We start from the raw sequence: 25,019 nt of genomic DNA, 5'->3' as shown, positions 1-25,019 counted from the left end.
TTGGATAATTATTTTTTGTTATTTTCTTCTTCTTTATCCGATGTTTGCTCTACATCGTCATCGTCAAACAATACCCGCATCGATGGAGTTTCGTTATCATCAAACTGCCCGGATCGTACTGCCCATATAAAGGCGCCTAAAAAAATAAGTGCAGCCAGTAAACTAACTCCTATCAGCAGGTAAAATATATTCATGTTTTATTCTTTCCCGGCGCGTTTAATTTTTAGAATCTGAAAAACGACGTAGGCAATTGCGCCCCAGGCACCGCCAACGGCGGCAAGGTACGATAGCAGTAACCAGGTTTGAACGTTTTCGTTAGTCGACCAAAGCACTTCTTTTTGAATGAGTACCGGTGTTGGTTTTTGTTGTCCTACCTGTGCAGCATCAAGTACTACCTGGTCGGTAATAAAACCTTCGCCCAATTCAACAACAATATTTACCATTCCCTGCTCATCGCCAATTAAGGTCTCTGGGATTTGATATTCAGCGCGGCCTTCTTTATTGGTAAGTACTTCTCCAATAGGCTGTGTGCCGAAAGCTTTTTTTGCTCCGATAGAAATAGGCGTTTCGGCAAGTGCCAGGTATTTTCCATTGGCGTCTTCTACCTCGGCAAAAACCTCCACCTTATTTTCGGTTTCGTTAACCGATGCCAGTATTTTTGCATTTTTGGGAGGAGCTTCTACCAATACAGGTTCATTGGCTGGGTTGTAATTCATAATGTAGTTTACCAGTCGCCAACGATCGTCTTCCGAAATGGTTGTTTCAAATTGTGGCATCCCGCCACGTCCTTTGGTAATTTTATAGTACAATTCGCCCGGGGTATTTGCCTGCATAATATCGCTGGTAACATCAGGCGGCGGTGGCACCAATGGCAATCCGTTGTTTTTGCCGGCATCGCCGTGGCACGATTTACAATTTAGCAAATACAGGTCTTTTCCTTTTTTTACATTTTCAAGGTTATATTCCGAAGGATTTATCAGGTTCTTCTGATCTTCCGGAACCAACCATTCCTGCGCCATTCCGTGCTGCGCCAGAAAAATTAATGCTACAAGTAAATATTTTATTTTCATGTTTTTTAGTTTTTCGGTTCAGCAAGAATTTCTTTTTCAATACCTTTTTCTTCGGCGTACTCCCAAATGGTAATTACCGGAAACATTTTAGCCAATACGGTAATTATTAGCAGTGCAGCCATAAACGAGAATACGGTAATCATAATCTCGATACTTGTTGGCTGATAGTGTTTAAAGTGTTCCGGAACATTCTGTACGGGTAAAAACGGGTGTTCCAGTGTTGGAACTACAATTACATACCTTTTAAACCACGAAGCCACCAAAACAAAAACCGAAATTATGGTTAGTGGTAATGGTTTTCTGAAAAAGCGGCAGACCATTAAAATGATAGGTAGAATAAGGCCAAAAATCTGGGTTAACCAAAACATGGTTGAATAACTACCGGTAAACAGGTTGCGCAGGTGAATGGCCTCGGCAGTTTTCATTTTATAGGCAGGTACCAAAAATTCGTTTACGTTAAAATAAAGGTAAACCAGGCAAACAAAAACCAGTAATTTACCCATATAATCAAATTGTTTTTCGGCAAAATATTCGCTTAACCCGTAGCGTTTGCGGTAGGCATACATTAAAATTACAACGGCAGCCGAACCCGCAACAAAGGCACCGGCAACAAAGTAAGGACCAAAAATGGTAGTGTCCCAGCCCGAACGTAAAGTTGCTGCAAATAACCATGATGTTACGGTGTGAATAGAAAGACCAACCGGAATAATGAGAATCATTAATATACGCATAGCATGCGAAACCAGGCGGTATTGTTCATCGTTACCTTTCCAGCCCAAAGCCAGTATTTTGTAGATGTTCATTTTCCATGTCGGGATGTCTGAACCACCCCGGTCGCGCAATAGCGCAAGATCGGGAATAAGTGGAATATAAAATAATAAAACAGAAATGGTTAGGTAAGTAGTTACCACTGTAACGTCCCAAATGATAGGTGAGGCAAAACGGCCGTGTAAGAATACGTTGAGAAAACGGTCGGGGCGCCCCATGTCCATTACAATAATAATTCCGGCCAATGCTACGGCGGCAATAGCCACCTGCTCGGCTACCCGCGATATCGGTTTTGCCCAATGAATTTTTAGCAAGTGAAGTGCCGAACTGATTAGGAAACCAATTAAACTAACGGCAACAAAAAATACAAAGTTCCCGATGTACATTCCCCACGACACGTAATCGCGCATTCCTGTTACGCCAAGCCCATCGCGGATTTGTATAAACCAACCCCACAGGCCAACTACAGCAAACATGATGAGTAAAAAATACCAGAAATGGGTTAACTCATCGCGTTTTACGATTGAACGGGTGAGGTCGAATGTGATTTTATCCAATAATTTCCGGGATTCTTCCGGCGATTTTGTTTTTTCCATCGTTTAAAATTTAGTTGCTTATGAGTGGTGTTCATCAATTTCGCCCTGAAATGGGAAAGCCCTGTCTTTGGGAGGTAGATAATAAACCCTGGGTTTGGTTCCCAGCTCTTCCATTAAGGTGTATGCTGCATTGTCTTTTATTAATTTGCTAAAACTTGTTGTTTCCTTGGTTGTACCATTGGTAACAGCATCTTCGTTTTGGTCGCCAAACCAATAAACCCCATTCGGGCACGATGAAACACAAGTTGGAAGTTTTCCGTCGCGTAATCGGTCGGCACTAAACAAGCATTTCGAGATTGTACCTTTCTTTTGAGGCACATTTGCTTCAATGTTGTAGGTTACACCTTTGTATTTTTCTGCATCGCGGGGTTCAAACCAGTTAAAAACCCTAGCCGAGTAAGGGCATGCTGCAATACAAAAACGGCAGCCAATACAACGTTCGTTGTCGATAAGCACAATTCCGTCTTCGCGTTTAAACGTAGCATTTACCGGGCACACTTTTGTGCAAGGCGGATTATCGCAATGCTGACAAGGTTTTGGCATGTAATAAGGTGCAGTGTGGTCGGCATCCTGCATTTGCAACACGTTAATATGGTGTTGCTCGGGCCGCAGCTGGTGGTGATTTTGGCAAGCTTTCATACATTCGCGTGCATTTCTACACTTCGATAAATCAATTACCATTACCCACTTACGTCCGGGCAGACCCTCGCGGCCTCTTTTCTGATTTTCAGAAAGATCCGGCATGTCGGCAGGTTTTAGTTGCGATTTATCAACTTCTACCAATTCTCCACTCGAGGTAAGCAGTTTAATCTTATCTCCGGAAACCGTTTCAACCTGGTTGCACGAACTTAAAAAACTTGAACCCCCAACAAGTCCGGCTGCACCAATTGATGCCCCCAGCTTTTTCATGAAGTTTCTACGCGATTTGTTTTCCATAAACAGACTATTTTTTTACCAATCATTCCAAAATGGGATGAAGATATTCAGCTAAATTTAGTTTCTAAACATTACGAATTTAAAAAATAAGCCCGAAGCTGCAAACTTGTCGCGCAAGGATGAAATAAAAGACTAAAAAGACTTTAATAGTTATGACAGAGTTAGTTACGCTGGTTTGTTGCTGCAACTTAATTTTGATTATTTCATAATTTATTGATATATGAATACATAGGGTTTGGTGTAGAAAAACTATTTATTGGAGCAGTGAACAAAACGTAGTAGAGCTTGTTTATAATTGGTTTTTTCCTGGCAAGCGTGCCTTGTCTTTGTGACTAAAGTTACAAAGAAATATGCTGAAAAGCATATTCTAAATAAGCCAAAGCGGTTTTTAAGCAGCTTGCTTCGTCTAATTTTTCAGTTAAAATCGGTATTTTTCGAAAATAATATGCATTAAATATGGGGGTGATTCTTTTGTTCACCAATGGTTTGTTCAAAAAAAAGAAGAAAGTTAAGTTTTACATAAACATTAAGTGTATTTTTTGGTTTAATGAAGGAAGAAGGTAAAAAGGTATTTATTGTTTTTGTTTCATAAGAATTTTTGATAACCAATTAGCAATTAAAACGTACTATTCATTTAAAAACTAAATAAACCTTAACCTATTGGTCATACTTAAATGAAAACAAATTTATTCTATAAGCTCACTCTAATTCTGGGATCTTTTATCTTTCTAACATGTAATGCATGGTCTCAGAGTGTAATAAATCCGGCTGCTGAAGACGAAGATGTGGAGATTGGAGTGGTAGAACATCTCGACGAATATTTGCCCGATAGTATTGCTTTAGTTAATGAAGCGGGCGAACATGTGTGGCTCGCAGACATTATTGATAAGCCGACTATAATTAATTTTGTGTATTACCGCTGTCCCGGAATTTGTAGCCCTTTAATGGAAGCTGTTGCCGGAGTTATGGACAAATCGGAGTTGGTGGTTGGCGAAGACTACCAGGTGTTGACCATTAGTTTTGATCCGCGCGAAACCATTGATCTTGGCATTCGGAAAAAAACAAATTACTTAAACCTGATGAACAACGAGCAAAAGGTGGAAGAAGCAAAAACAGGTTGGCAATTTTTTGTTTCGGATAGCGCAAGTATTATAAAAGCTACCAATGCCACAGGTTTTAAGTATAAAAAAACCGGTAACGATTTTCTGCATGCAGCCTCATTAACCGTAGTTAGCCCCGATGGTAAAATTACCCGGTATTTAAATGGCATGTATTTTTTGCCATTCGAATGGAAGATGGCTATTGTGGAAGCTTCAAAAGGTCAGTCGGGGCCAACATTAAACAAAGTGCTGCGGTTTTGTTACAGTTACGATCCGGTTGGACAAACATACGTATTAAACATTACCAAAGTTAGCGGAACCATAATTATGTTTTTCGCGTTGGTTTTATTGCTCTACCTGGTGGTAAAACCAAAAAGAAAAAAAGTAATTTAAACTAAACTTTATGCATACAACAAATGCTGTTAACGGAGCAAACTACCTCACTTATCAGGGGAAATACAAAGGTTTGCTCGGATGGATTTTTTCTACCGACCATAAACGAATTGGTCTTCTTTATTTGTATTCAATAGCAAGTATGTTTGCCATTGGAGTTTTGTTGGGGCTGGCCATGAAATTTGAGCTGTTGGCACCAGGGAAAACCATTATGGACGCACAAACCTACAATGCTACTTTTACGGTACACGGTGTGATAATGATTTTTATGGTTGTTGTACCGGGGCTGCCGGCTGTTTTTGGCAACTTAATGCTTCCTATAATGATTGGGGCCAAAGATGTTGCTTTTCCAAAACTTAACCTACTGTCGTGGTGGTTGTATATTGCCGGGGTAGTTTTGGTGTTGTCTGCGCTGCTTTTCGGTTCGGGGGCACCCGATACTGGTTGGACCTTTTACGCTCCATATAGTTTTAAAACGGGCACCAACTTATTGCCTGCCATTTTTGGGGCTTTTGTGTTGGGTTTTTCGTCTATATTAACCGGCTTAAACTTTTTGGTAACCATACACCGGCTTCGTTGTCAGGGTATGAACTGGACGAAGTTGCCATTGTTTGTGTGGACCTTGTACGGAACGGCCTGGATTCAGTTACTGGCTACGCCGGTGGTGGGTATCACCCTTGTTTTGGTGGCACTCGAGCGTTTCTTCGGCGTTGGTGTTTTCGATCCGGCACTTGGAGGAGACCCAATATTGTACCAGCACCTGTTTTGGATTTATTCGCACCCCGCCGTTTATATTATGATTCTTCCGGCAATGGGTGCAATTTCAGAGATTATACCAACATTTTCGCAAAAACATATTTTTGGTTACAAAGCAATTATTGCCTCTACCATGGCCATTGCATTTGTGGGTTACCTGGTTTGGGGACACCACATGTATACGGCGGGTATGAGCGGAACTGCACAATACTATTTTTCCCTGCTTACATTTATTGTTGCCATCCCAAGTGCAATAAAGGTTTTTAATTGGATATCAACGATGTATAAAGGATCGATTAATATCCAAACGCCCTTTTACTGGGCTGTATCGTTTATTTTTGTATTTATGGTTGGTGGCTTAAGTGGGTTGGTTCTGGGGGCACTGGCTACCGATATTTATGTGCACGATACTGCCTTTGTTGTAGCCCATTTCCATTACATTGTTTTCGGAGGAACCGGCTTTGCCTTTTTTGCGGCAATGCATTACTGGTTTCCCAAAATTTTTGGAAGAATGTATGATAAAGCCTGGGCCAATATTGGCTGGCTGGTTTTCTTTATCGGTTTTCTTGCCTTGTATTCACCCATGTTCTACCTCGGGATGATGGGGATGCCAAGACGTTATTACGATTACCTGGATGAATTCCATGGAGGAAATATCCTGAGCACTTTTGGCTCGTGGGTATTGGTTACCGGTTTTATCATCATTGTTGTAAACCTGGTTCGGTCGGCTCGCAAAGGCGCACCTGCCGAGGTTAACCCGTGGCACAGTAAAACACTGGAGTGGACAGTTCCATCGCCTCCTCCGGTTTTAAATTTCGACGAAGAACCGGTTTTGGAAGAGAATGACGGACCATATAACTACAAATAATATGAGTGAACATCAACATGCACATCATGTAGAACACCCCGATATGTACGATCCTGAATCGTCGAAAATTGGGATGTGGTTGTTTATTTTTACCGAATTATTACTGTTTGGTGGTTTGTTTATTGTGTATTCGGTATATCGTTATCTTAATCCCGATGCTTTTCATTTGGCAGCTGAGGAACTGAATACATTTATTGGGGCCTTAAATACGGTAATTTTGTTGGTAAGTAGTATGACCATTGCCATGTCGACAACAGCTTTGCAAAAAGGGCATAAAAAAGTAGCCATTGCGCTGGTTAGTGTAACTTTTCTTATCGGACTGGTTTTTTTGGTGAATAAGTATTTTGAATGGGGCGTAAAATTCTCGCACGGAATATGGCCCGGATCAGAGCAAATGCTAAACGAAATGAGTCAGGGCGAAATACTTTTCTTCGGATTGTATTTTGTTATGACCGGATTACATGCACTGCACATTGTTGTGGGGCTTGTTATTATGGTTTTTGCCATAAAAGGAGTCAGCAGCGGAAAAGTAAATGCACAAAGGCCATCCTTGCTCGATAACTGCGGATTATACTGGCACCTGGTCGACCTTATCTGGATATTCCTTTTTCCCTTGTTTTATTTAATCCATTAAACCTGTCATTATGGCTGAAGATAAACATCATCATATTGTTCCCTATCGTTTATATGCAATTATTTTGGTTGCGCTACTGGCGCTAACCTTTGCATCAATCGGTATTACTGAAATTGAATTGGGCAAATTTACGGTGGCCGGAGCCTTGTTGCTGGCTGGTGTAAAATCTGTTTTGGTGCTCATTTATTTTATGCACCTTAAATACGATAAACCATACATAAAAATAATGGTGGCCTTTGTATTTCTAATTTTTGTGGTTGTAATTGTGATAACCTTTTTAGATTACCTCTATAGAGTATAACTATGTATAGCTCAGAAATAACCAAAGCCTCGAATTTTGTGCAGGGAGTTGATACAGCTTTCCTGGTCATCATGGGCATCTCATTTTTGTTCCTTATCGGACTAACCGTAGTTATGCTTGTTTTTATTTACAAGTACAACCGAAAGAGAAACCCGAAAGCTACCCAGATTGAAGGAAGCGTAAAGCTGGAAATTATCTGGACTGTTGTTCCTTTTTTACTCACCATGCTGATGTTTTATTATGGCTGGGCCGGTTGGAAACCCATGCAAAGAGCACCAAAAGATGCCATGGAAATTACGGTTTACGGACGAATGTGGAATTTTAGTTTTGAGTATGAAAATGGCCGCAGAACAGATACCCTGTATTTGCCAAAAGATCAGCCGATAAGACTAAACCTGGTTGCAATGGATGTTTTACACAGCCTTTATATACCGGCATTTCGGGTAAAACAGGATATGGTGCCAGGGAAAAAAGATAACCACATGTGGTTTGAACCACAAAAAATAGGAACCTACGAGTTGTATTGTGCCGAATATTGCGGTTTACAACACTCTTATATGTATTCGTATGTAAAGGTAATGGAGGATTCGGCTTTTCAAACCTGGATTGCCGATACCACTAACGTTTCCGGATCGGTGGCTGAAATTGAGTCGCCAGCGGCAACCGGAAAACGCATTATGCAAAATATTGGTTGCTTTGCCTGTCACTCGTTGGACGGAACAAAACTCGTTGGTCCAAGCTTTAAAGGTATTTGGGGCGCAGAACATACCGTTAAAACCGGGCGCGAAACACGTCAGGTTACAGTTGATGAAGAGTACATCAGAAAATCGATTTACGATCCGAATGCTGATGTGGTGGATGGTTTTAGTAAAGGGCTCATGCTGTCGTACGAAGGGCAGCTATCGGATGACGATATCGGAAATATTATTGAGTATCTGAAAACGGTGAAATAGGCTTGTTCTACTCTTGGGAAAGTAAGGGCTTAAGAATTGAGCGGAAGTACATGACGATAACTAAAACGTGTAGGGAGTAGAATGTGGTTCTAAAAAATGAGACAACAGTTAAAAATAATATATGAACTGGGTAAGGTGCGTATTTCCATACCCATTGCCTTATCGGCTTTAACGGGCTATGTGTTGTTTACAAAAAGTGTTGACACGCAAGCTTGGCTCTTAACAATTGGCGTGTTTTTTATGGCATGTAGTTCAAGTGTTTTAAACCATTGGCAAGAGCGCGATATTGATGCCAAAATGCCACGAACCAAAAACCGCCCGCTACCAACCGGAAAGATTAGCCCGAAAAACGCATTTTTGCTTGCCCTGGCGTTTGCGCTTATCGGAACAGTAATACTGGCGATTAGTAATCCGCCAATGGCCTTGCTTATCAGCTGGTTAACCCTGTTTTTTTATAATGTGGTTTATACGCCGTTAAAAAAAGTATCGGCGTTTGCGGTAATACCCGGTTCAATGGTAGGTGCTTTGCCGCCAATGATTGGCTGGGCCGGAGCCGGAGGAAGTCTGACTTCAGAAGTAATTTTGCTGGTTGCCACTTTCTTTTTTATCGGGCAAATACCGCATTTTTGGCTACTGCTGCTTATGTTTGGCGAGCAATATAAACTGGCCAACATGCCCAGCCTGAACCAACTGTTTACCGACGCCCAAATTAAACGGGTAACCTATACCTGGGTGTTAACTACCCTGGCATCGGCATTTTTGGTTATCTTTTTTGTAATTGGCAATAAGATTATTATGTTTTTTCTTCTTTTCTATATTTTCTATTTACTTTCATCGCTAACCCTGGCGGTATTTGCACAACAGGAATTTAAAGTAAGGCCCTCCTTTTATAAACTGAATTTCCTGTACCTTTTTATGATGATATTTTTAATTGTTGATAGTTTGGTTCGCACATAAAAAACCACAGTAAATTTGTGCGTTTATTTTAACTACATTTGTAGCATTTAATAAAAGAATTTAATGACATTTGAAGAACTTGGTATTCACTACGATTTATTGGATGCCATAGAATACATGGGCTTTAAAGAAGCCACTCCTATTCAGGAACAAGCAATACCGGTAATTCTTGATGGCTACGACCTGATTGCCTGCGCACAAACCGGCACCGGAAAAACAGCAGCTTTTTTATTGCCAATATTGGATTTGATTGCCGATTTACCCGGTGGTGAAACATCAACACTTATAATAGTGCCCACGCGAGAGTTGGCCATGCAAATCGATCAGCAGGTGCAGGGCATAGGTTACACCATGGGGATACATTCCATTGCATTGTATGGTGGCGGCGATGGTGACGAGTGGGGGCAGCAAAAGCTGGCGCTTACCAAAGGGGCCGATATAATTATTGCTACTCCGGGTAAGCTGATTTCGCACCTCAATCTTGGCTATGTAAAATTTGATAAAATTGATTTTCTGATACTGGATGAGGCTGACCGCATGTTGGATATTGGTTTTTACGAAGACATCACAAAGATTATTTCGTACCTGCCTAAAAAGCGGCAAACGCTTATGTTTAGCGCTACTATGGCACCAAAAATACGTAAACTTGCCTCCGAAATATTGCACCAGCCTAAACAGATAAACATTGCCATGTCGAAACCGGCAGAAGGAGTATTGCAAGCCGCTTACCTTACTTACGATAAACAAAAGGGCGACCTGGTTGCGCACCTCATTACAGAAAACCCGGAGTATAGCAGTATTATTATTTTTTGTTCTACCAAACGGGTAACCAACGAGTTGGCACGCAAATTAAAAAAGAAAGGTTTTGATGCTGAAGCAATTTCATCTGATTTAGAGCAGAAAGAACGCGAGAATGTATTAAACGGATTCCGGTCAAGGCGAATACGAATATTGGTGGCTACCGATGTAATGAGCCGTGGTATCGATATAAAAGACATTAACCTGGTTATTAATTACGATGTGCCGGGCGATGCCGAAGATTATGTGCATAGGGTGGGGCGTACAGCTCGTGCCGACTCTACAGGGGTGGCACTTACGCTGGTGAATGAAGATGATATGTACAAATTTCATAGGATTGAAGAACTGATTGAGCGCGAAGTGTTTAAAATACCACTACCCGAACAGTTTGGAGAAGGTCCCGAATGGAAAACACCTACAAAAAAGAAAAAAAACCAACGCGGCAAATTTCATAAATACAAGCGTAACAACAACCAAAGCAAACACCGAAAAAACTACCAGCAGAAAAAGAAAAAATAACAAGTAGAAAGGAACGGTTTTCAACCATGATTCTTTTTTTTATTATTTAAATGTTTGTTTAAACGCCTCTTCAATTGGCTATATTTTAGAACTAATTGTAGCAAATAACACAGCATTAGCATGCTGTTTTGTTTGTGCTAAACAAAATCTTATGTTCATTTAAATTGGTGATTCGAAACTTGGTGTTACCAAAGAATTATCCTCGAATTGAAGATGCACAATCGCGAATACATAAAGCTATTGTTTGGAGGTAGTGATTTATAGTGCAGATTATCTGGTAGTTAAGTGTGCTGTTTCTGAAGGTAGCAGCTAAAATCAGAGGTAAACATGTTATAGGAAATGTATGCCATGAGTTTTGCAAATTCCACAAAGACCATGAGCAATAATTTATTATCTTCAAGCAAATAATTTTTGCTATGGAGCACTATCTAAAAACGGAGCTTTACGAGCTTTTAAAAAAAGACGATACTATTTTTGACTTTATTCAGCAAGGATCGCTCGACGGACTCTGGTATTGGGACCTTGAAAATGCCGAAGATGAATGGATGAGTCCTGGTTTTTGGGAAGTTTTGGGCTACAACCCCAAAGAAATGCCACACAAAGCCAGTGCCTGGCAGGATATTATCAACCCCGATGATTTAAAAGTTGCACTCGATAATTTTCACAAACATGTGGCCAACCCCAATCGCCCTTACGACCAGGAAGTACGCTACACCCATAAAAACGGTTCAATAGTTTGGATACGTTGCCGCGGCCTTGTTATTCGCGATAATGAGAATAAAGCCGTTCGTATGATTGGGACACATCAGGATATTACCCAACTGAAACGTTCGGAACAAGACCTGAAGAAAGAACATGATGAAATCAAGAAAAACGAGGAATTATACCGTTTCTTAACAGAAAATACCGCCGATGTTATTCGGTATCAAACCCCTGAAGGCCGGTTTAGTTACATTTCTCCAAATATTAAAGAACTAAGCGGTTATACTGCCGATGAATATCTGAAATTTGATTCTTTAGAAAATGTTGTCCCGGAAGACCATAATCTGTTAAAACAGGTTGTGGAGAAGTTTAAACAGAATGAAGATAACGTTCGAGTGGAGTATCGCTTATTTCATAAGAATGGAAGTGTAATCTGGGTTGAATCCCGTATAAAAGCGATACGTAATGAAAACGGGGAGGTAATCTCATTACTTTCGAGTACGAACGACATCACACAAAAAAAAGCAACCGAACAAAAACTAAAATTAAGCAACACCCGCTACAAACAGTTGGTAGAAACTGCCGTTGATGCCATTTACCTGATTGACGAACAAGGGATTGTTATTGATACCAACCATCAGGCTACCTTAATGCTGGAAAAAAGTAAGGAGGAAATTATCGGTCAAAATGTTGAAGTTATCGACCCCAACTTCCCGGTTGATGCATTTTTGGCTTTTTGGAATCCTATTCCTTACGATGAAACACGAATTTTTGAGACCACTCATATTGATAAAGCAGGACGGGTTGTCCCCATTGAGATAAGCGGGAAGAAATATAAGCTGGATGGGAAAACTTATTATTATGGCATTGCTCGCGATATTAGCGAACGAAAAATAGCTGAAAACAAAATAAAACAAAGCCAAGCAAAATTTAAATCGTATGTAAACAATGCGCCCGATGGTATTTTTATTGCTAACGAAAAGGGCAAATATCTTGAAGTAAATCCTGCCGCCTGTCGAATTACGGGATACTCAAACGAGGAACTACTCAAGTTAAGTATTCCTGAATTATTGCAAAAGGAAGAGCTGGAAAAAGGAGCCCGGCATTTTAAAGAAGTACAGGAAAAAGGAGTATCCAATGAAGAAATTGGTTTTGTAACCAAAAGCGGAGAAAACAGGTTTTGGCATGTGGCAGCAGTTAAATTGTCAGACACTCGCTTCTTAGGCTTTGTAAAAGACACAACAGAACAAAGACTTGCCAGGCAAAAATTGCAAAACAGCGAAAAAAGACTTAAAGAAGCTCAAAAAATGGCTTCAATGGGTTATTATGAGTACAATATTGAAACCGAGGAACAGTGGTGGTCTGAGGAGCTCTACCATATTCTGGAATTCGATGCCAATAAGCCATCTCCTACCATTGAGGAATTTTCAAAACGTTTGGACCAGGAAGATATTGACAACCTAAACCGCTTGCTGCAGCATGTAATTTCAACAGGCGAGAGCGATTCGCTCATTTATAAAATCCATATGCCTTCATCGGGCAAATACAAATACATAAGCACAAAAGCCGAATTTTATACTGATGAATTCAATACAAAATATGTAAAAGGAACACTCCAGGATGTTACCGAACGTATAAAAGCAGAAGAAGCACTTATTGAAAGCGAAGAGAAATTCAGAAACCTTTACGAGAAATCACCATTTGGCATAGCAATATGCCAAATGATTCGAAATGAGGAGAATGAATTTGTCGACTTTTTACATGTTCAGCTAAATGAGTCTGTAAATGAACAGACTGGATTTGATATAGAACAGCTTGCCGGGAAAAAAGCTTCAGAAATTGTTGATGAGAAAACCTTAAAAGAATTAGTTCGTTTATATGGTGAAGTTATTTCCGATTCGAAAACAATTAACTACGAACAGTATTTTGATGTATATGACCGTACGCTGGGGGTGACAGCTTTTCCGCTTATTAAAGACTATTTTATAATCAATTTTATTAATATTTCTGAACGTAAAGACGCTGAGGAAAAAATCAGGCTCAGAGAATTACATCTTAGTTCTCTTGTGGAAAATCCGGTTGGCTACATCATTTATCGAACCCGTTTTAATCGCGAAACCGGACAAATAGAGGTTGTGCAGGTAAGTCCTTCATGTACCGAAATATTAAGTATATCCGAAGAGGATCGGGAAAATTTTCAACAATGGTTCCAATATGTTCATCCCGAAGACCTACCAAAATTAATGGAAGCAAGTAATGCCGGAATAAACCCTCCTTTTAAATTGAACATAGAAGTACGTTATAATCATCCGGTAGAAGGTTTAAAATGGCTAGAGATACGTGCCAATGGCATTCCTTATGGGGATGATCCCAATATGATTGAATACGCCAATGGTATAATCCTGGATATCACCGAACAGAAACATGCCGAAGAAAAAATAAAAGCCAGCGAAGCCAAATTTCGCGGCGTTTTCGAAGAATCCAATGTGGGTATTGCCTTAGGTTCTGCCAAAGGAACAGTTATAGAAGTTAACGAAGAATACCTTAAAATAACAGGTTATACCCGCGAAGAATTTGTGAACCTGAATTACGCAGAAATTACCCACCCCGACGACCTCGTTAAAGAATTGCCTTTATTTGAACAACTACATAAAGGAGAAATCGACCATTATCGCCTTGAGAAAAGGTTATTGATGAAAAACGGTGAATACCGCTGGTTAGATGCAGCTATATCGTGCCGTAGAAATGCAAAGGGTGAAGTTGACCTTACCATTGCGTTGGTTATTGATATTCATGAAGGCAAACGAGCCAACGAAATTGTTAATACCTTCTTCGACCAGCCCATGAACATGCACCTTATTGGTACAATCCAGGGGGAAATATTAAAGGTTAATAAAGGCTGGGAAGAAACACTGGGCTACACCAAAGAAGAAACCCTTGGTAAAAACATTATGGATTTTATCCATCCCGATGATGCAGAGTCAACTGTTAATGAGTTAAAAGACCTGGAAAGCGGAAAAACAACCTTCTATTTCGAGAACCGTTACAAACACAAAAACGGGAACTATATCAACCTCGCGTGGTCTGCCATATTCAATACCTCTGGAAAACTCTTGCATGGTGTTGCCAAAGATATAACGCAACAAAAAGCTTATCACGAACAATTATTAAAATCAGAAGAAAATTATAAAACGCTGGCAGAAAATGCCAAACATTTAATTATAAGACACCGACCCGATGGGGAAATAACTTACGCCAATAAATTTGCATTTAACTATTTAGGTGTACCTGAAAAAGAACTGATTGGACTGGATATAAAAGAACTGATTGGAGATAGTGCAAAAGCAGAACACAACCAGCAGATAAAAGCATTCCGGGAAAATATGGATACGAACTACCGCCATCATTTTGAACTGGAACTGGAACGTGGTGCTGAAGCCAGTCGCTACCTCGATGTTATGGCAAGTCCTGTTATTTCAGCGAAAAAATTAGATTCGATATTAATTGCCGCGTACGATATTACCGAACGAAAACAAGCAGAGCAAAAAATTCTGGACCAAAACGAAGAATACGAAGCCTTAAACGAAGAATTGCGTCAAACCAACGACGAATTATATAATGCTATAAGCAGGGAAGAAGAAATTAACGATCGCTTTAATAAGGCCATGGAGGCTACTTCCGATGGCCTTTTCGACTGGAATTTAAAAACCAACGAAATTTATTACTCGCCACGCTGGAAAGCCATGTTGGGGTACCAGGACTATGAACTACCCAACGACTTTTCTATTTGGGAAACGCTCACCGACCCCGAAGATGTTAAACGTTCGTGGGAAATGCAGAACGAGCTCATCAATAAAAAACGCGATAAATTTCGTATTGAATTTAAAATGAGGCACAAGAAAGGGCATTGGGTGGAAATCCTTTCGCGTGCCGATGCCTTTTTTGATGAAAACGGGAAAGCCACCAGGATTGTAGGTACACACACCGATATTACCGAGCGAAAAATTGCCGAAAATAAACTTCGCCAAAGCGAAGAAAAACTACGCTTGGCCATTAACAACTCGCCACTCGGAATTTGTTTAAACAGCATGCAGGGCCAATACATTTCGGTTAACAAAGCATACGAAAAAATTGTTGGCTACACCGAAAAAGAATTGCTCGAGATGAGTTTTTTTGACATCACCCATCCTGATTATCTGGAGAATAACCATGAACTGTTTGATACCATGGCCAGCAATAAGGCGCCGGGTTTTGCCATCGACAAAAAGTATATTCGAAAAGACGGAACCGAGGTCGACGTTCGAATTCATGCCGGAACCATCCAGGATTCTGAAGGGGAGCCCCTGTTCGGAATGGCCTTTGTTGAAGATGTAAGTTGGCAAAAGCAAGCCGAAAATAAATTAAAAAATAGTGAAAAACGCTTTAAACAAGCGGAGCAGATTGGTAAAGTGGGGCACTGGGAATATTATGTCGATAACAAGACCTTTTGGGCATCCGATGAAGCCAAACTAATGTATGGCTTTGATTTAGAGCAAGAGTTTGTGTCGTTGGAAGATGCTGAAAAACAAATCCCGGACAGCGCACGTACCAACAAGGCACTGATGGATTTAATAGAAAAAGATATTCCGTACGATATTGATTTTGAAATAATAAACCGGAAAACCGGTGAAAGAATCAGTATACATTCGATAGCGATAGCCGAAAGAAATGCCAATGGAAACCCTGTGAAAGTAAATGGGGTAATCCACAATATTACCGAGCGCCTGCAATTTGAAAACGATTTGCTGCAAGCCAAAGAGCAAGCCGAAGAAAGCAACCGCCTGAAATCGGAATTCCTGCATAACATGAGCCACGAAATCCGGACACCAATGAACGGAATTATGGGATTTGCCAATTTGCTTGAAGAGCCGGAAACATCAGAAGAACAACGCAAATATTACACCTCAATAATACAAAACAGCAGCAATCAGTTGCTACGTATTATCGATGATATTCTCGAAATATCAATACTTGAAACCAAACAACAGCAGTTGGTTAACAAGCGTTTTCTTTTAAACGATTTTGTTATGGAGTTGTTTGCTATTTTCGACCTAAAGGCAAAAGACCGAAAGCTGCCGTTTTACGTTAAAAAAGGACTCGCTGATGAAGAAAGTGCAATAACTTGCGACAAAACCAAATTGAATAAAATTATTAGCAACCTGCTTGAAAATGCCTTTAAATTTACCTCAGAAGGTTTTGTGGAATTGGGCTACTATCCCGAAAAAGAGAGCATTGTACTGTACGTTAAAGATACCGGAACAGGAATATCAAAAGAAAACCGGGAACGGATTTTTAAACGCTTTTCGCAGGAAAACAAAGGCATTGCGCAAAGCCATGGAGGATTGGGGCTTGGCCTGTCAATTGCAAAAGAAAATGCTCAGCTTTTGGGTGGAGAAATAGCGGTGGATTCGGAAAAAGGTAAGGGCTCAACGTTTAAGTTAATATTGCCGTTTAAAACCGAATTAGAAGAGCCGGCAGATTCCAATAAGCAAACAACAGGCAAGAGCCGCACCAAAAAACAACATTGTAAAATATTAGTAGCCGAAGATGAAGAGGTGAATTATTTATACCTGGAAACCATTTTAAAATCGGTGGCGGATATTGGGTGCGAGGTTATACATGCAAAAAATGGGAAAGAGGCAGTTGATGCTTGCGAAAAAGACAGGGATATTGATCTGATCCTCATGGATATAAAAATGCCGGTTATGGATGGTTATGAAGCTACCCAAAAAGTGAAGAAAATTTGCCCCGATGTGCCGGTAATTGCCCAAACGGCCTATTCAACAGAAGCCGATAAAAACCTGACTTTGCAACATGGTTGCGATGGTTTTATATCAAAACCAATTGAAAAGGAAAGCATTTTGGAGTTATTAGTAAAATTCGCGAAATTAAAATAATAAGTAGAAAAAAAGAGTAGGATCATCAGACAATAACCTTATCATGAATTTTGTTGTAAAAAAACCAGTGGTAAATTGCCACTGGTTTTTCACTTGTAAGCCCATGTGTAGTTACATTTAAATACAAAGGCAAAATATAATTTTTGTTGTCCTATTTATCATCCAAAAAAAATATGTGTACATTTAAACTGTGAAATTAGAACCGTTGAATACTCTTCAAAAAATACCATCACAACAAACAACAGCTATGGGCTCAACTCCTTTTCTGAGGAATTTTTTATTGCTGTTATTCTTCTCGCTGTTAATGGCCGTGAGTGCCTTGGCTGGTAGTAAACATGTGCTTTTAATTAGTTCGTACAATTCCGGTTTTCCCACTTTTTTTCAGCAGGTTGAAGGTATTAAATCGGTACTCGACGACAAAAATGTTGTTCTTGATATTGAATGTATGGATAGCAAACGATTTTTTACCGCAGAAAGTAATCGTTTGTTTAAAGAACTGCTGCAATACAAACTTGCCAATACTTTTCCGTATGATGCTATTATAACTACCGACGATAATGCCCTGAATTTTGTTGTAGACAACCAGGATAGTTTATTCGCCGGTATTCCGGTTGTTTTTTGTGGAGTTAACGATATTGCTGTGGCCTTAAATCAAAACAGCAATCCACTTGTTACCGGGGTTGTTGAAGCCGTTTCGTTAAAAGAAACAGTTAAAATAATGGTAAACCTATTTCCGGATACCAAGACCGTTTATGCTATTGTTGATGGCACCAGTAGTGGTCAAGGCGATTTAAAAACTTATTATAAAGTGGCCGAAACAATGCCAAACGTCGAGTTTAAAGAAATAGCACTACATAAAACCACATACAATAGTTATAAACAGCAGCTTCAGGCAATACCTGAGGAAACGCCGGTGCTTTTGCTTTCGGCTTATTTCGACAGTACCGGTCAGGTTGTCGACTTTGGGCAGTGTATGCAACTGCTCAATGAAAACCTGAAAGCCCCCTTGTTTCATTTGTGGGAACACGGTTTAGGCGATGGTGTGTTGGGTGGTAAAATAATTTCGCACCACGAGCAGGGAAAATTCGCAGCAACAATTTTACAAGGTATGTGGCTCGGAGAAAAGATTGAAGAGATAGCTGTTAACAGCACGAGTCCCAATCGTTTAATGTTCGACTACGAGCAACTGGTACGCTTTGGGATAACCGAACGGACACTCCCCAATAAAAGCATTATTATAAATAAACCGGTTAGTTTTATAACAAAATACAAAGCCTTTTTGGGGTGGTTTTTGGCTATTATTGTTGTGCTAACAGCCTTTATCCTCGTTCTTAGTTATAGTTTTTTTAAACAACAGCGTATAAAACGGATTTTGGTGCAGCAAAACAAAGATTTTGAAGCACTTAATAAAAAACATTTGAAACAAAATGAACAGTTGAGTGCTGCCCAAATTCAACTGGAAGAGAATGAAAAACGCTTTTGGCATTTATTCGAAAATAATCCGGTATCGTTGTGGGAGGAAGACTTTACTGAACTTATTAGCTGCGTAAAACAAGTGCCTTGTGCATACGAAGACCTTCCAAAATACTTGGATGATAACCCCGGGTTTGTTCAAAAATGTGCCGAAGCTGTTACCATTACCGAAATAAATAAAGCTACACTAAAACTGTTTGGTGCAAAAAATAAAAACGATCTTAAAAATAACCTGAGTGTTACTTTTAATAAGAAATCCTTGGAAACTTTTAAGAAATTGCTTGTTGCGCTGGCCAATAATAAATTGCGTTTTATTCAGGAAACCGAATATGTGAGTTTGTCAGGCGAACGAATTTTCGCAATTCTTTATGTTTTTACTTTTGAAAAACTATCAAAAAGTATTGTGGCTATTGTTGATACAACCATTATTAAACAAACGCAGGAGGAGCTTTCCAATAAACTTTCCGAGCTTCAACAATCGGAACAGGAACTAAAAAGCATAAACGAGCAATTAGTAGCGGCTAAGGACCAGGCGGAGGAAAGCGATCGACTGAAGTCTGCATTTTTGGCCAATATGAGCCACGAAATTCGAACTCCAATGAATGGGATAATGGGATTTGCCGAATTGTTGTCGGAACCACAACTGGAGACCGAACTACAACAAAGCTACATTTCTATCATCCAGAAAAGTGGCGAGCGTATGCTGGCCACTATAAACGATATTATCGATATTTCGAAAATTCATGCCGGACAGGTAAAGGTTAATTTCGAACAAATTGACATTGTAGAAGAATTACAAACAGTTTACGAGTTCTTTAAACCCGAGGCAACAAGTAAAAATATCGATTTCAGAATGCAACAGCATATACCAGAGGCTTATAAACTGGTTTATACCGATAAAACAAAATTAGACTCGGTATTTAACAACCTGCTAAAAAATGCAATAAAATATACCGACAAGGGCCAAATTAACCTGCAGGCAACTGTAAATAACGAAAACTACACTTTTGTTGTTAAAGATACTGGCATTGGTATACCCGAAAACCGGCTTGAGGCAATTTTCGAGCGCTTTGTACAGGCCGATATTGCCGATGAAAATGCCAAAGAAGGAGCCGGTCTTGGGCTAGCCATAACCCAATCGTATGTTAGTATGCTTGGTGGCAAAATTAAAGTGAAATCAAAGCCTGGGTTTGGCTCGGAGTTTACCGTTGAAATTCCGTTTAAAAGACCCTCGCATAAAAAAGAAAATCCTTTGCCCAAGTCGGCAGAAAATGGACAGCCTATTAAAAATGGAAAATTTAATATTCTGATTGTTGACGACGACGGGGTATCGGTTGAACTGTTAAAGGTAGTGTTAAAACCCTATGCAATTAGAATTATGGTAGGCACCAATGGACCCGAAGCTATTGAAATGGCCAAAAATAATAACGATATCGACCTTATTCTGATGGATATTAAAATGCCGGATATTAATGGTTTTGAAGCCACAAGGCAAATACGGGCTTTTAACAACAGTGTAAAAATTATTGCTCAAACCGCCTTTGCAAGGCCCGAAGACAGTCGGAAAGCATTGGCAGCAGGATGTAATGCTTTTATGGCAAAGCCAATTGTTAAAGAGGAATTGCTGGCACAAATTTCCAAACTATTTTCCCTCTCATAACAATAAGAGCATAAATATGCACCTTAAAAAGCTATCGCAGAAGTAATAAACTGCCGGGCTATTCAAATATGCCTTAAGTTTGCGAGCCTGGCGTTACAGTTCATAAATCTTGAAAAAAAGAGGAAAGCTACTTTTGCCTTTTGCGCTGCTACTTTTGCCTTTACACTTTTTCATTGTATTTTTGCCGCCCTAAAAATGTACAAATGAGCAGGGTAGTCGTAGGTCTTTCCGGAGGAGTTGATTCAAGCGTAGCAGCATGGCTCTTAAAAGAGCAGGGGCACGAGGTTATTGGGTTGTTTATGATTAATTACCGCGAGCGCGAAGGGGTGCTAACCAGTTCGTGTACATGGGAAGAAGATTCGCTGATTGCCAAAATGGTAGCCAAAAAACTCGATATTCCCTTCCATATTGTAGACCTGAGTAAAGACTATAAAAAGCGGGTAATCGATTATATGTTTGCCGAATACCAGGCCGGACGCACTCCTAATCCCGATGTGCTTTGTAACCGCGAGATTAAATTTGATACTTTTATGGAAGAAGCCCTGAAATTTGATGCCGATTTTGTGGCTACAGGGCACTACTGCCGAAAAAGCGAAATAGAGAAAAATGGAAAAACCATTCATCAACTCCTGGCCGGGAAAGACCCAAACAAAGATCAAAGTTATTTCCTGTGTCAGCTTAATCAGCAGCAACTCTCAAAAGCAATGTTCCCGGTTGGCGAATTACTAAAACCCGAAGTACGCGAAATTGCGCGCAGCCAAAACCTGCCAACAGCCGAGCGTAAAGACTCGCAGGGCATTTGCTTTGTGGGTAAAGTGGATTTACCTACCTTTTTACAGCAACAGCTCGAACCCACTGTGGGAAATGTAATCGAGATTCCTGCAAAATTTATGGAGAAGAAAAAACATCTTGAAATTACAGAGGAAAACTATAAAAAACTGTGTTTCCAGTTTCCGTATAAACCCTGGAATGGGAAAGTAATTGGCGAACACCAGGGGGCTCATTTTTATACGGTGGGCCAACGCAAGGGACTAAATATTGGAGGCCGTAAAGAACCTTTATTTGTAATTGGCACCGACGTAAAGCGAAATATTATTTACGTGGGCGAAGGTGCCGAACACCCGGGGCTTTACCGCAAAGGTTTATTTGTTGATAAAGCAGAGATGCACTGGATACGCCCTGACCTGGAAATGGCAATTGGCGAAAAACGTAATTTCGATATTCGTATTCGTTACCGTCAGCCATTGGAAAAAGGAAGCATACACATGAAAGAAGATGGCGCCTGGTTTTTGTTTGAAAAAGAACAGCGGGGAATTACCTCGGGCCAGTTTGCAGCCTGGTACCTCGATGACGAACTGATTGGTTCGGGAGTAATTGCCTAAAGAAAAATATTTTAAGCCACCTGTAAAAAAATATATTGGGTTGGCGGCTGAAACTATCACTTGGGTAAACAGCAGTTTTTACAGACTTTATACTAAATTTGAATAAAAATATTCACTATGATAAAATCAATGACCGGCTTCGGTAAAGCGGAATTCGAGGTAAACAACAAAAAAGTTACCATCGAAATAAAATCACTAAACAGCAAGCAAATCGATATTAATACACGCACGCCGGCACTCTATCGCGAAAAAGACATCATTATACGCAAGGCTATTGCCGAAAAACTGGTACGTGGTAAAGTTGATTTTAATATTTATGTGGAAAACCTGGGAGATGAGACCAATTCAAAAATTAATGAACCCATTTTGAAAGGGTATTTTAAACATCTCGAACAAATAAGTAAAGATTTAAAAGTTGGTGCCGACCATACCACCTTGCATGCCGCCATGCGTTTACCCGATGTGGTTAAAACCGAGTACGAAACACTCGACGAACTGGAGTGGGAGACTATTTATACCAATATTCTGGCTGCACTCGACGATATTAACGATTTCCGCCAAAAAGAAGGCCAGGCGCTTGAAGCCGATATCCTTGGGAATGTGGAAAGCATAAATAAGCTGTTGAAAGACGTTGAACCTTTTGAGAAACAGCGGATAGATGCGCTAAAAGTGCGACTGACCGATAACCTGGAGGCCTTAAAACTAAACGGTAGTGTTGACCAGAACCGTTTTGAACAGGAACTTATCTTTTACCTGGAGAAACTGGATATTAACGAAGAGAAAGTTCGTTTGGCCAACCATTGCGAGTACTTTTTTGAAACCGCAAAACAAGAAGGCGCCTCGGGAAAAAAGCTTGGTTTTATATCGCAGGAAATTGGGCGCGAAATTAATACCATTGGTTCAAAAGCCAACCACAGCGATATTCAGCGAATTGTGGTGCAAATGAAAGACCACCTGGAGCGCGTAAAAGAGCAATTGTTAAACGTGTTGTAGCAAAGGCAAAAGGAAGAAGTAATGAAAGGAAAGCTAGTGATTTTCTCAGCCCCCTCAGGGGCAGGAAAAACAACCATAGTAAAGCATTTATTAAAACAGGGTTTTGATCTGGAATTCTCAATTTCGGCTACCAGCCGCGAACCACGCCATACCGAAACGCATGGTAAAGACTACTACTTTTTATCGGCCGACGAGTTTATAGAAAAAGTAAAAAACGATGAGTTTTTGGAGTGGGAAGAGGTGTACCAGGGAACCAGCTACGGAACTTTAAAAAGTGAAGTGGAACGGATTCGTGAGCAAGGCAAAAATGTAATTTTTGATGTAGATGTTGTTGGGGGACTGAATATTAAAAAATATTACGGAGATGAGGCCTTGGCTGTTTTTGTGCAGCCTCCATCGGTTGAAGAGCTGCGTAAGCGCCTGGTTGGCCGGTCGACTGACAGTGAAGAAAAAATTGCAATGCGGGTTGCCAAAGCCGAACATGAGCTGAGCTTTGCACCGCAGTTTGATGTGGTTATTATTAACGATAAACTGGATGATGCTTATCTTGAGGCAGAAAATGTATTAGCCGACTTTTTGAGTTCAGAATTATCCTGAAATCAATTTGTGAGGAGTAGTTTATAAATCTGAAAATTGATTTTGGAGACCAAGAAATTTATGAATAACCTGGTAACTGACATACTTGCTCCAAAAACCAATCTTAAATTGAAGGTTGGGCTTTATTTCGGAAGTTATAATCCCATTCATATCGGGCATTTGGCCATTGCCAATTACATTGTGGAGTATACCAATATCAATCAGCTTTGGTTTGTGGTTTCGCCGCAAAATCCACACAAGAAAAAGAATAATCTGTTAGCCGACTATCATCGCCTTGAAATGGTACATCGGGCTGTTGATGGCGACGATCGCTTCCGGGCCTCAAACATCGAATTTAGTTTGCCGAAACCCAGCTATACGGTTGACACATTGACTTATCTAAAAGAGAAGCATCCCAATTATCATTTTAAAATATTGATGGGATCTGACAACCTGGAAAACTTTCATAAGTGGAAAAATTTCGAAACGATTGTTGAGGATTATGGAATAATTGTTTATCCCCGCCCAGGTTTTAACCCCGCAAAAGTTAAGGTCAATAAAAATATTACCATTGCTAAAGAGGCTCCTTTAATGGAAATATCCTCTTCATTTATTCGGAGAGCCATAAAAGAGGGGAAAGATATTCGGCATTTTGTTCCCCAAAAAAGTTGGGAATACCTTGAAGAAATGAACTTTTACCGATAAATCAAATTACTCCTTCGCGAACACAACGGGCAATTAGCTCGGTAGTATTGTGGCAGTCGGTTTTCTTTAATATGTTTTTTTTGTGCGTATTAATGGTATGTGGCGAAATGTTTAGAATGGTTGCAATTTCAGCAAAGGTTCTTCCTTTTGCAACATTGGCCAGAATCTCCTTCTCTCGTGCAGTGAATAGTGTATGGTAATCCAGCTTTTCTGGCCTGAATTCATTGTCGGTTGATAAGGAGTAATATGATGGGAGCCCATCGCCAATAAATGAAATTTTGTGGTCAACCGGCATATTTAGGTAGGTAACATCGGTATGTATGCCCAAAACCTGTTGTACTTTTCCATCTTCAGAAAGGGTAAGGGTTTTGGATTGCTGAAGAATAGTTTTGTAGGTTCCGTTGATATGGCGCAGGCGCAATACATAAACCACTTTATACTTTAAAATATCTTGAGTTTTCAGGTGGTTCAGAATAAAATCCACCGCTTTGGCTTCTTTGTTATGCATTTGTTTCAGGTCTTCAGGATGAACCAGTTCAAACATTTTGTCGAGGTTCCAGTCTTTTGGTTTTACACCCAGAACATCCTCAATTCGTGGATCAACATGTTCCATTTGCAGGCTTGCAAAATTCATGATGTAATAGTAGAAACTGCCGGCAGAGAATAAATTAGCCACTTGTTCAATGATGTTCAGGTATAATTCGCTCTTTACAGGGTGCGCAATTTTGTTGGGCTCCCAAGCCTTTTTTATTTTATCAATACTTTGCTCATCCATTCTCAGGTTCTATTCATCTCTTTTGCCATAAAGACTCAAGATACGTAAAAAATACCTAAAATAGGGTATTTAATTTCTTCTCATACTAAAGTATCTTGCGGATGCATTTAAAAAAATGCAAAAACGAGAATTAAGAAGTTCTCCGGTCACACGAAATTTATAAAGCAG

The 25,019-nt window shown here is 40.0% G+C and carries 18 protein-coding genes; 13 read left to right on the top strand and 5 right to left on the bottom strand.

The window, feature by feature from the left end:
• Window positions 1-8: 8 nt before the first annotated feature.
• From ccoS to QZ574_RS07585, 4 genes are read right to left on the bottom strand one after another with little or no spacing between them, the layout of a single operon-like run.
• A complete protein-coding gene (gene ccoS, locus QZ574_RS07600) occupies window positions 9-194 on the bottom strand; it encodes a cbb3-type cytochrome oxidase assembly protein CcoS (protein ID WP_297088459.1) in 186 nt (61 codons plus the stop codon).
• A 3-nt stretch (window positions 195-197) separates the two neighbouring features.
• Entirely contained in the window at window positions 198-1,070 is an 873-nt protein-coding gene (locus tag QZ574_RS07595) for a cytochrome c (RefSeq protein ID WP_297088456.1), read from the bottom strand.
• A 5-nt stretch (window positions 1,071-1,075) separates the two neighbouring features.
• Window positions 1,076-2,434 carry an NrfD/PsrC family molybdoenzyme membrane anchor subunit gene (gene nrfD / locus QZ574_RS07590; RefSeq protein WP_297088455.1) on the bottom strand — a complete coding sequence of 453 codons (1,359 nt, stop codon included), beginning with the start codon at window positions 2,432-2,434 and terminating at the stop codon, window positions 1,076-1,078.
• Window positions 2,435-2,452: 18 nt separating this feature from the next.
• A complete protein-coding gene (locus QZ574_RS07585) occupies window positions 2,453-3,370 on the bottom strand; it encodes a 4Fe-4S dicluster domain-containing protein (RefSeq protein WP_297088453.1) in 918 nt (305 codons plus the stop codon).
• 674 nt (window positions 3,371-4,044) lie between these two features.
• Between QZ574_RS07585 and QZ574_RS07580 the strand changes: the two genes are divergently transcribed.
• From QZ574_RS07580 to nadD, 13 genes are all read left to right on the top strand, one after another.
• Window positions 4,045-4,863, top strand: coding sequence for an SCO family protein (locus QZ574_RS07580; protein ID WP_297088451.1), 819 nt, complete (start codon window positions 4,045-4,047; stop codon window positions 4,861-4,863).
• A gap of 10 nt (window positions 4,864-4,873) precedes the next feature.
• The gene (locus QZ574_RS07575; protein WP_297088449.1) at window positions 4,874-6,487 is read left to right on the top strand and encodes a cbb3-type cytochrome c oxidase subunit I; all 1,614 of its coding nucleotides are present in this window, start codon (window positions 4,874-4,876) and stop codon (window positions 6,485-6,487) included.
• 1 nt (window position 6,488) lies between these two features.
• Window positions 6,489-7,121: a cytochrome c oxidase subunit 3 family protein gene (locus tag QZ574_RS07570; RefSeq protein WP_297088447.1), complete on the top strand. Its 633-nt coding sequence runs from the start codon at window positions 6,489-6,491 to the stop codon at window positions 7,119-7,121.
• A gap of 10 nt (window positions 7,122-7,131) precedes the next feature.
• Entirely contained in the window at window positions 7,132-7,422 is a 291-nt protein-coding gene (locus tag QZ574_RS07565; protein WP_297088445.1) for a cytochrome C oxidase subunit IV family protein, read from the top strand.
• A gap of 2 nt (window positions 7,423-7,424) precedes the next feature.
• On the top strand, window positions 7,425-8,375 hold the full coding sequence (coxB, locus tag QZ574_RS07560) for a cytochrome c oxidase subunit II (RefSeq protein ID WP_297088443.1): 951 nt from the start codon (window positions 7,425-7,427) through the stop codon (window positions 8,373-8,375).
• 96 nt (window positions 8,376-8,471) lie between these two features.
• A complete protein-coding gene (locus QZ574_RS07555; protein WP_297088442.1) occupies window positions 8,472-9,332 on the top strand; it encodes a protoheme IX farnesyltransferase in 861 nt (286 codons plus the stop codon).
• Window positions 9,333-9,395: 63 nt separating this feature from the next.
• Window positions 9,396-10,649: a DEAD/DEAH box helicase gene (locus QZ574_RS07550; RefSeq protein ID WP_297088440.1), complete on the top strand. Its 1,254-nt coding sequence runs from the start codon at window positions 9,396-9,398 to the stop codon at window positions 10,647-10,649.
• A 416-nt stretch (window positions 10,650-11,065) separates the two neighbouring features.
• Window positions 11,066-17,287 carry a PAS domain S-box protein gene (locus tag QZ574_RS07545; protein ID WP_297088438.1) on the top strand — a complete coding sequence of 2,074 codons (6,222 nt, stop codon included), beginning with the start codon at window positions 11,066-11,068 and terminating at the stop codon, window positions 17,285-17,287.
• A gap of 205 nt (window positions 17,288-17,492) precedes the next feature.
• Complete coding sequence (locus QZ574_RS07540; RefSeq protein WP_297088435.1) at window positions 17,493-20,420, top strand: ABC transporter substrate binding protein; 2,928 nt, start codon at window positions 17,493-17,495, stop codon at window positions 20,418-20,420.
• 203 nt (window positions 20,421-20,623) lie between these two features.
• Complete coding sequence (gene mnmA, locus QZ574_RS07535) at window positions 20,624-21,802, top strand: tRNA 2-thiouridine(34) synthase MnmA (RefSeq protein WP_297088433.1); 1,179 nt, start codon at window positions 20,624-20,626, stop codon at window positions 21,800-21,802.
• Window positions 21,803-21,919: 117 nt separating this feature from the next.
• The gene (locus QZ574_RS07530) at window positions 21,920-22,795 is read left to right on the top strand and encodes a YicC/YloC family endoribonuclease (RefSeq protein ID WP_297088431.1); all 876 of its coding nucleotides are present in this window, start codon (window positions 21,920-21,922) and stop codon (window positions 22,793-22,795) included.
• Between the two features lie 21 nt (window positions 22,796-22,816).
• On the top strand, window positions 22,817-23,392 hold the full coding sequence (gene gmk, locus QZ574_RS07525) for a guanylate kinase (protein ID WP_297088429.1): 576 nt from the start codon (window positions 22,817-22,819) through the stop codon (window positions 23,390-23,392).
• 42 nt (window positions 23,393-23,434) lie between these two features.
• A complete protein-coding gene (nadD, locus tag QZ574_RS07520; protein WP_297088427.1) occupies window positions 23,435-24,076 on the top strand; it encodes a nicotinate (nicotinamide) nucleotide adenylyltransferase in 642 nt (213 codons plus the stop codon).
• 1 nt (window position 24,077) lies between these two features.
• Here the strand turns inward: nadD and QZ574_RS07515 are convergent, their stop codons facing one another.
• On the bottom strand, window positions 24,078-24,851 hold the full coding sequence (locus QZ574_RS07515; RefSeq protein WP_297088425.1) for a LuxR C-terminal-related transcriptional regulator: 774 nt from the start codon (window positions 24,849-24,851) through the stop codon (window positions 24,078-24,080).
• Window positions 24,852-25,019: the final 168 nt, after the last annotated feature.

It is taken from the genome of uncultured Draconibacterium sp. (assembly GCF_913063105.1).
Lineage (GTDB): Bacteria > Bacteroidota > Bacteroidia > Bacteroidales > Prolixibacteraceae > Draconibacterium.
This window is presented reverse-complemented; position numbering and strand designations above follow the sequence as displayed.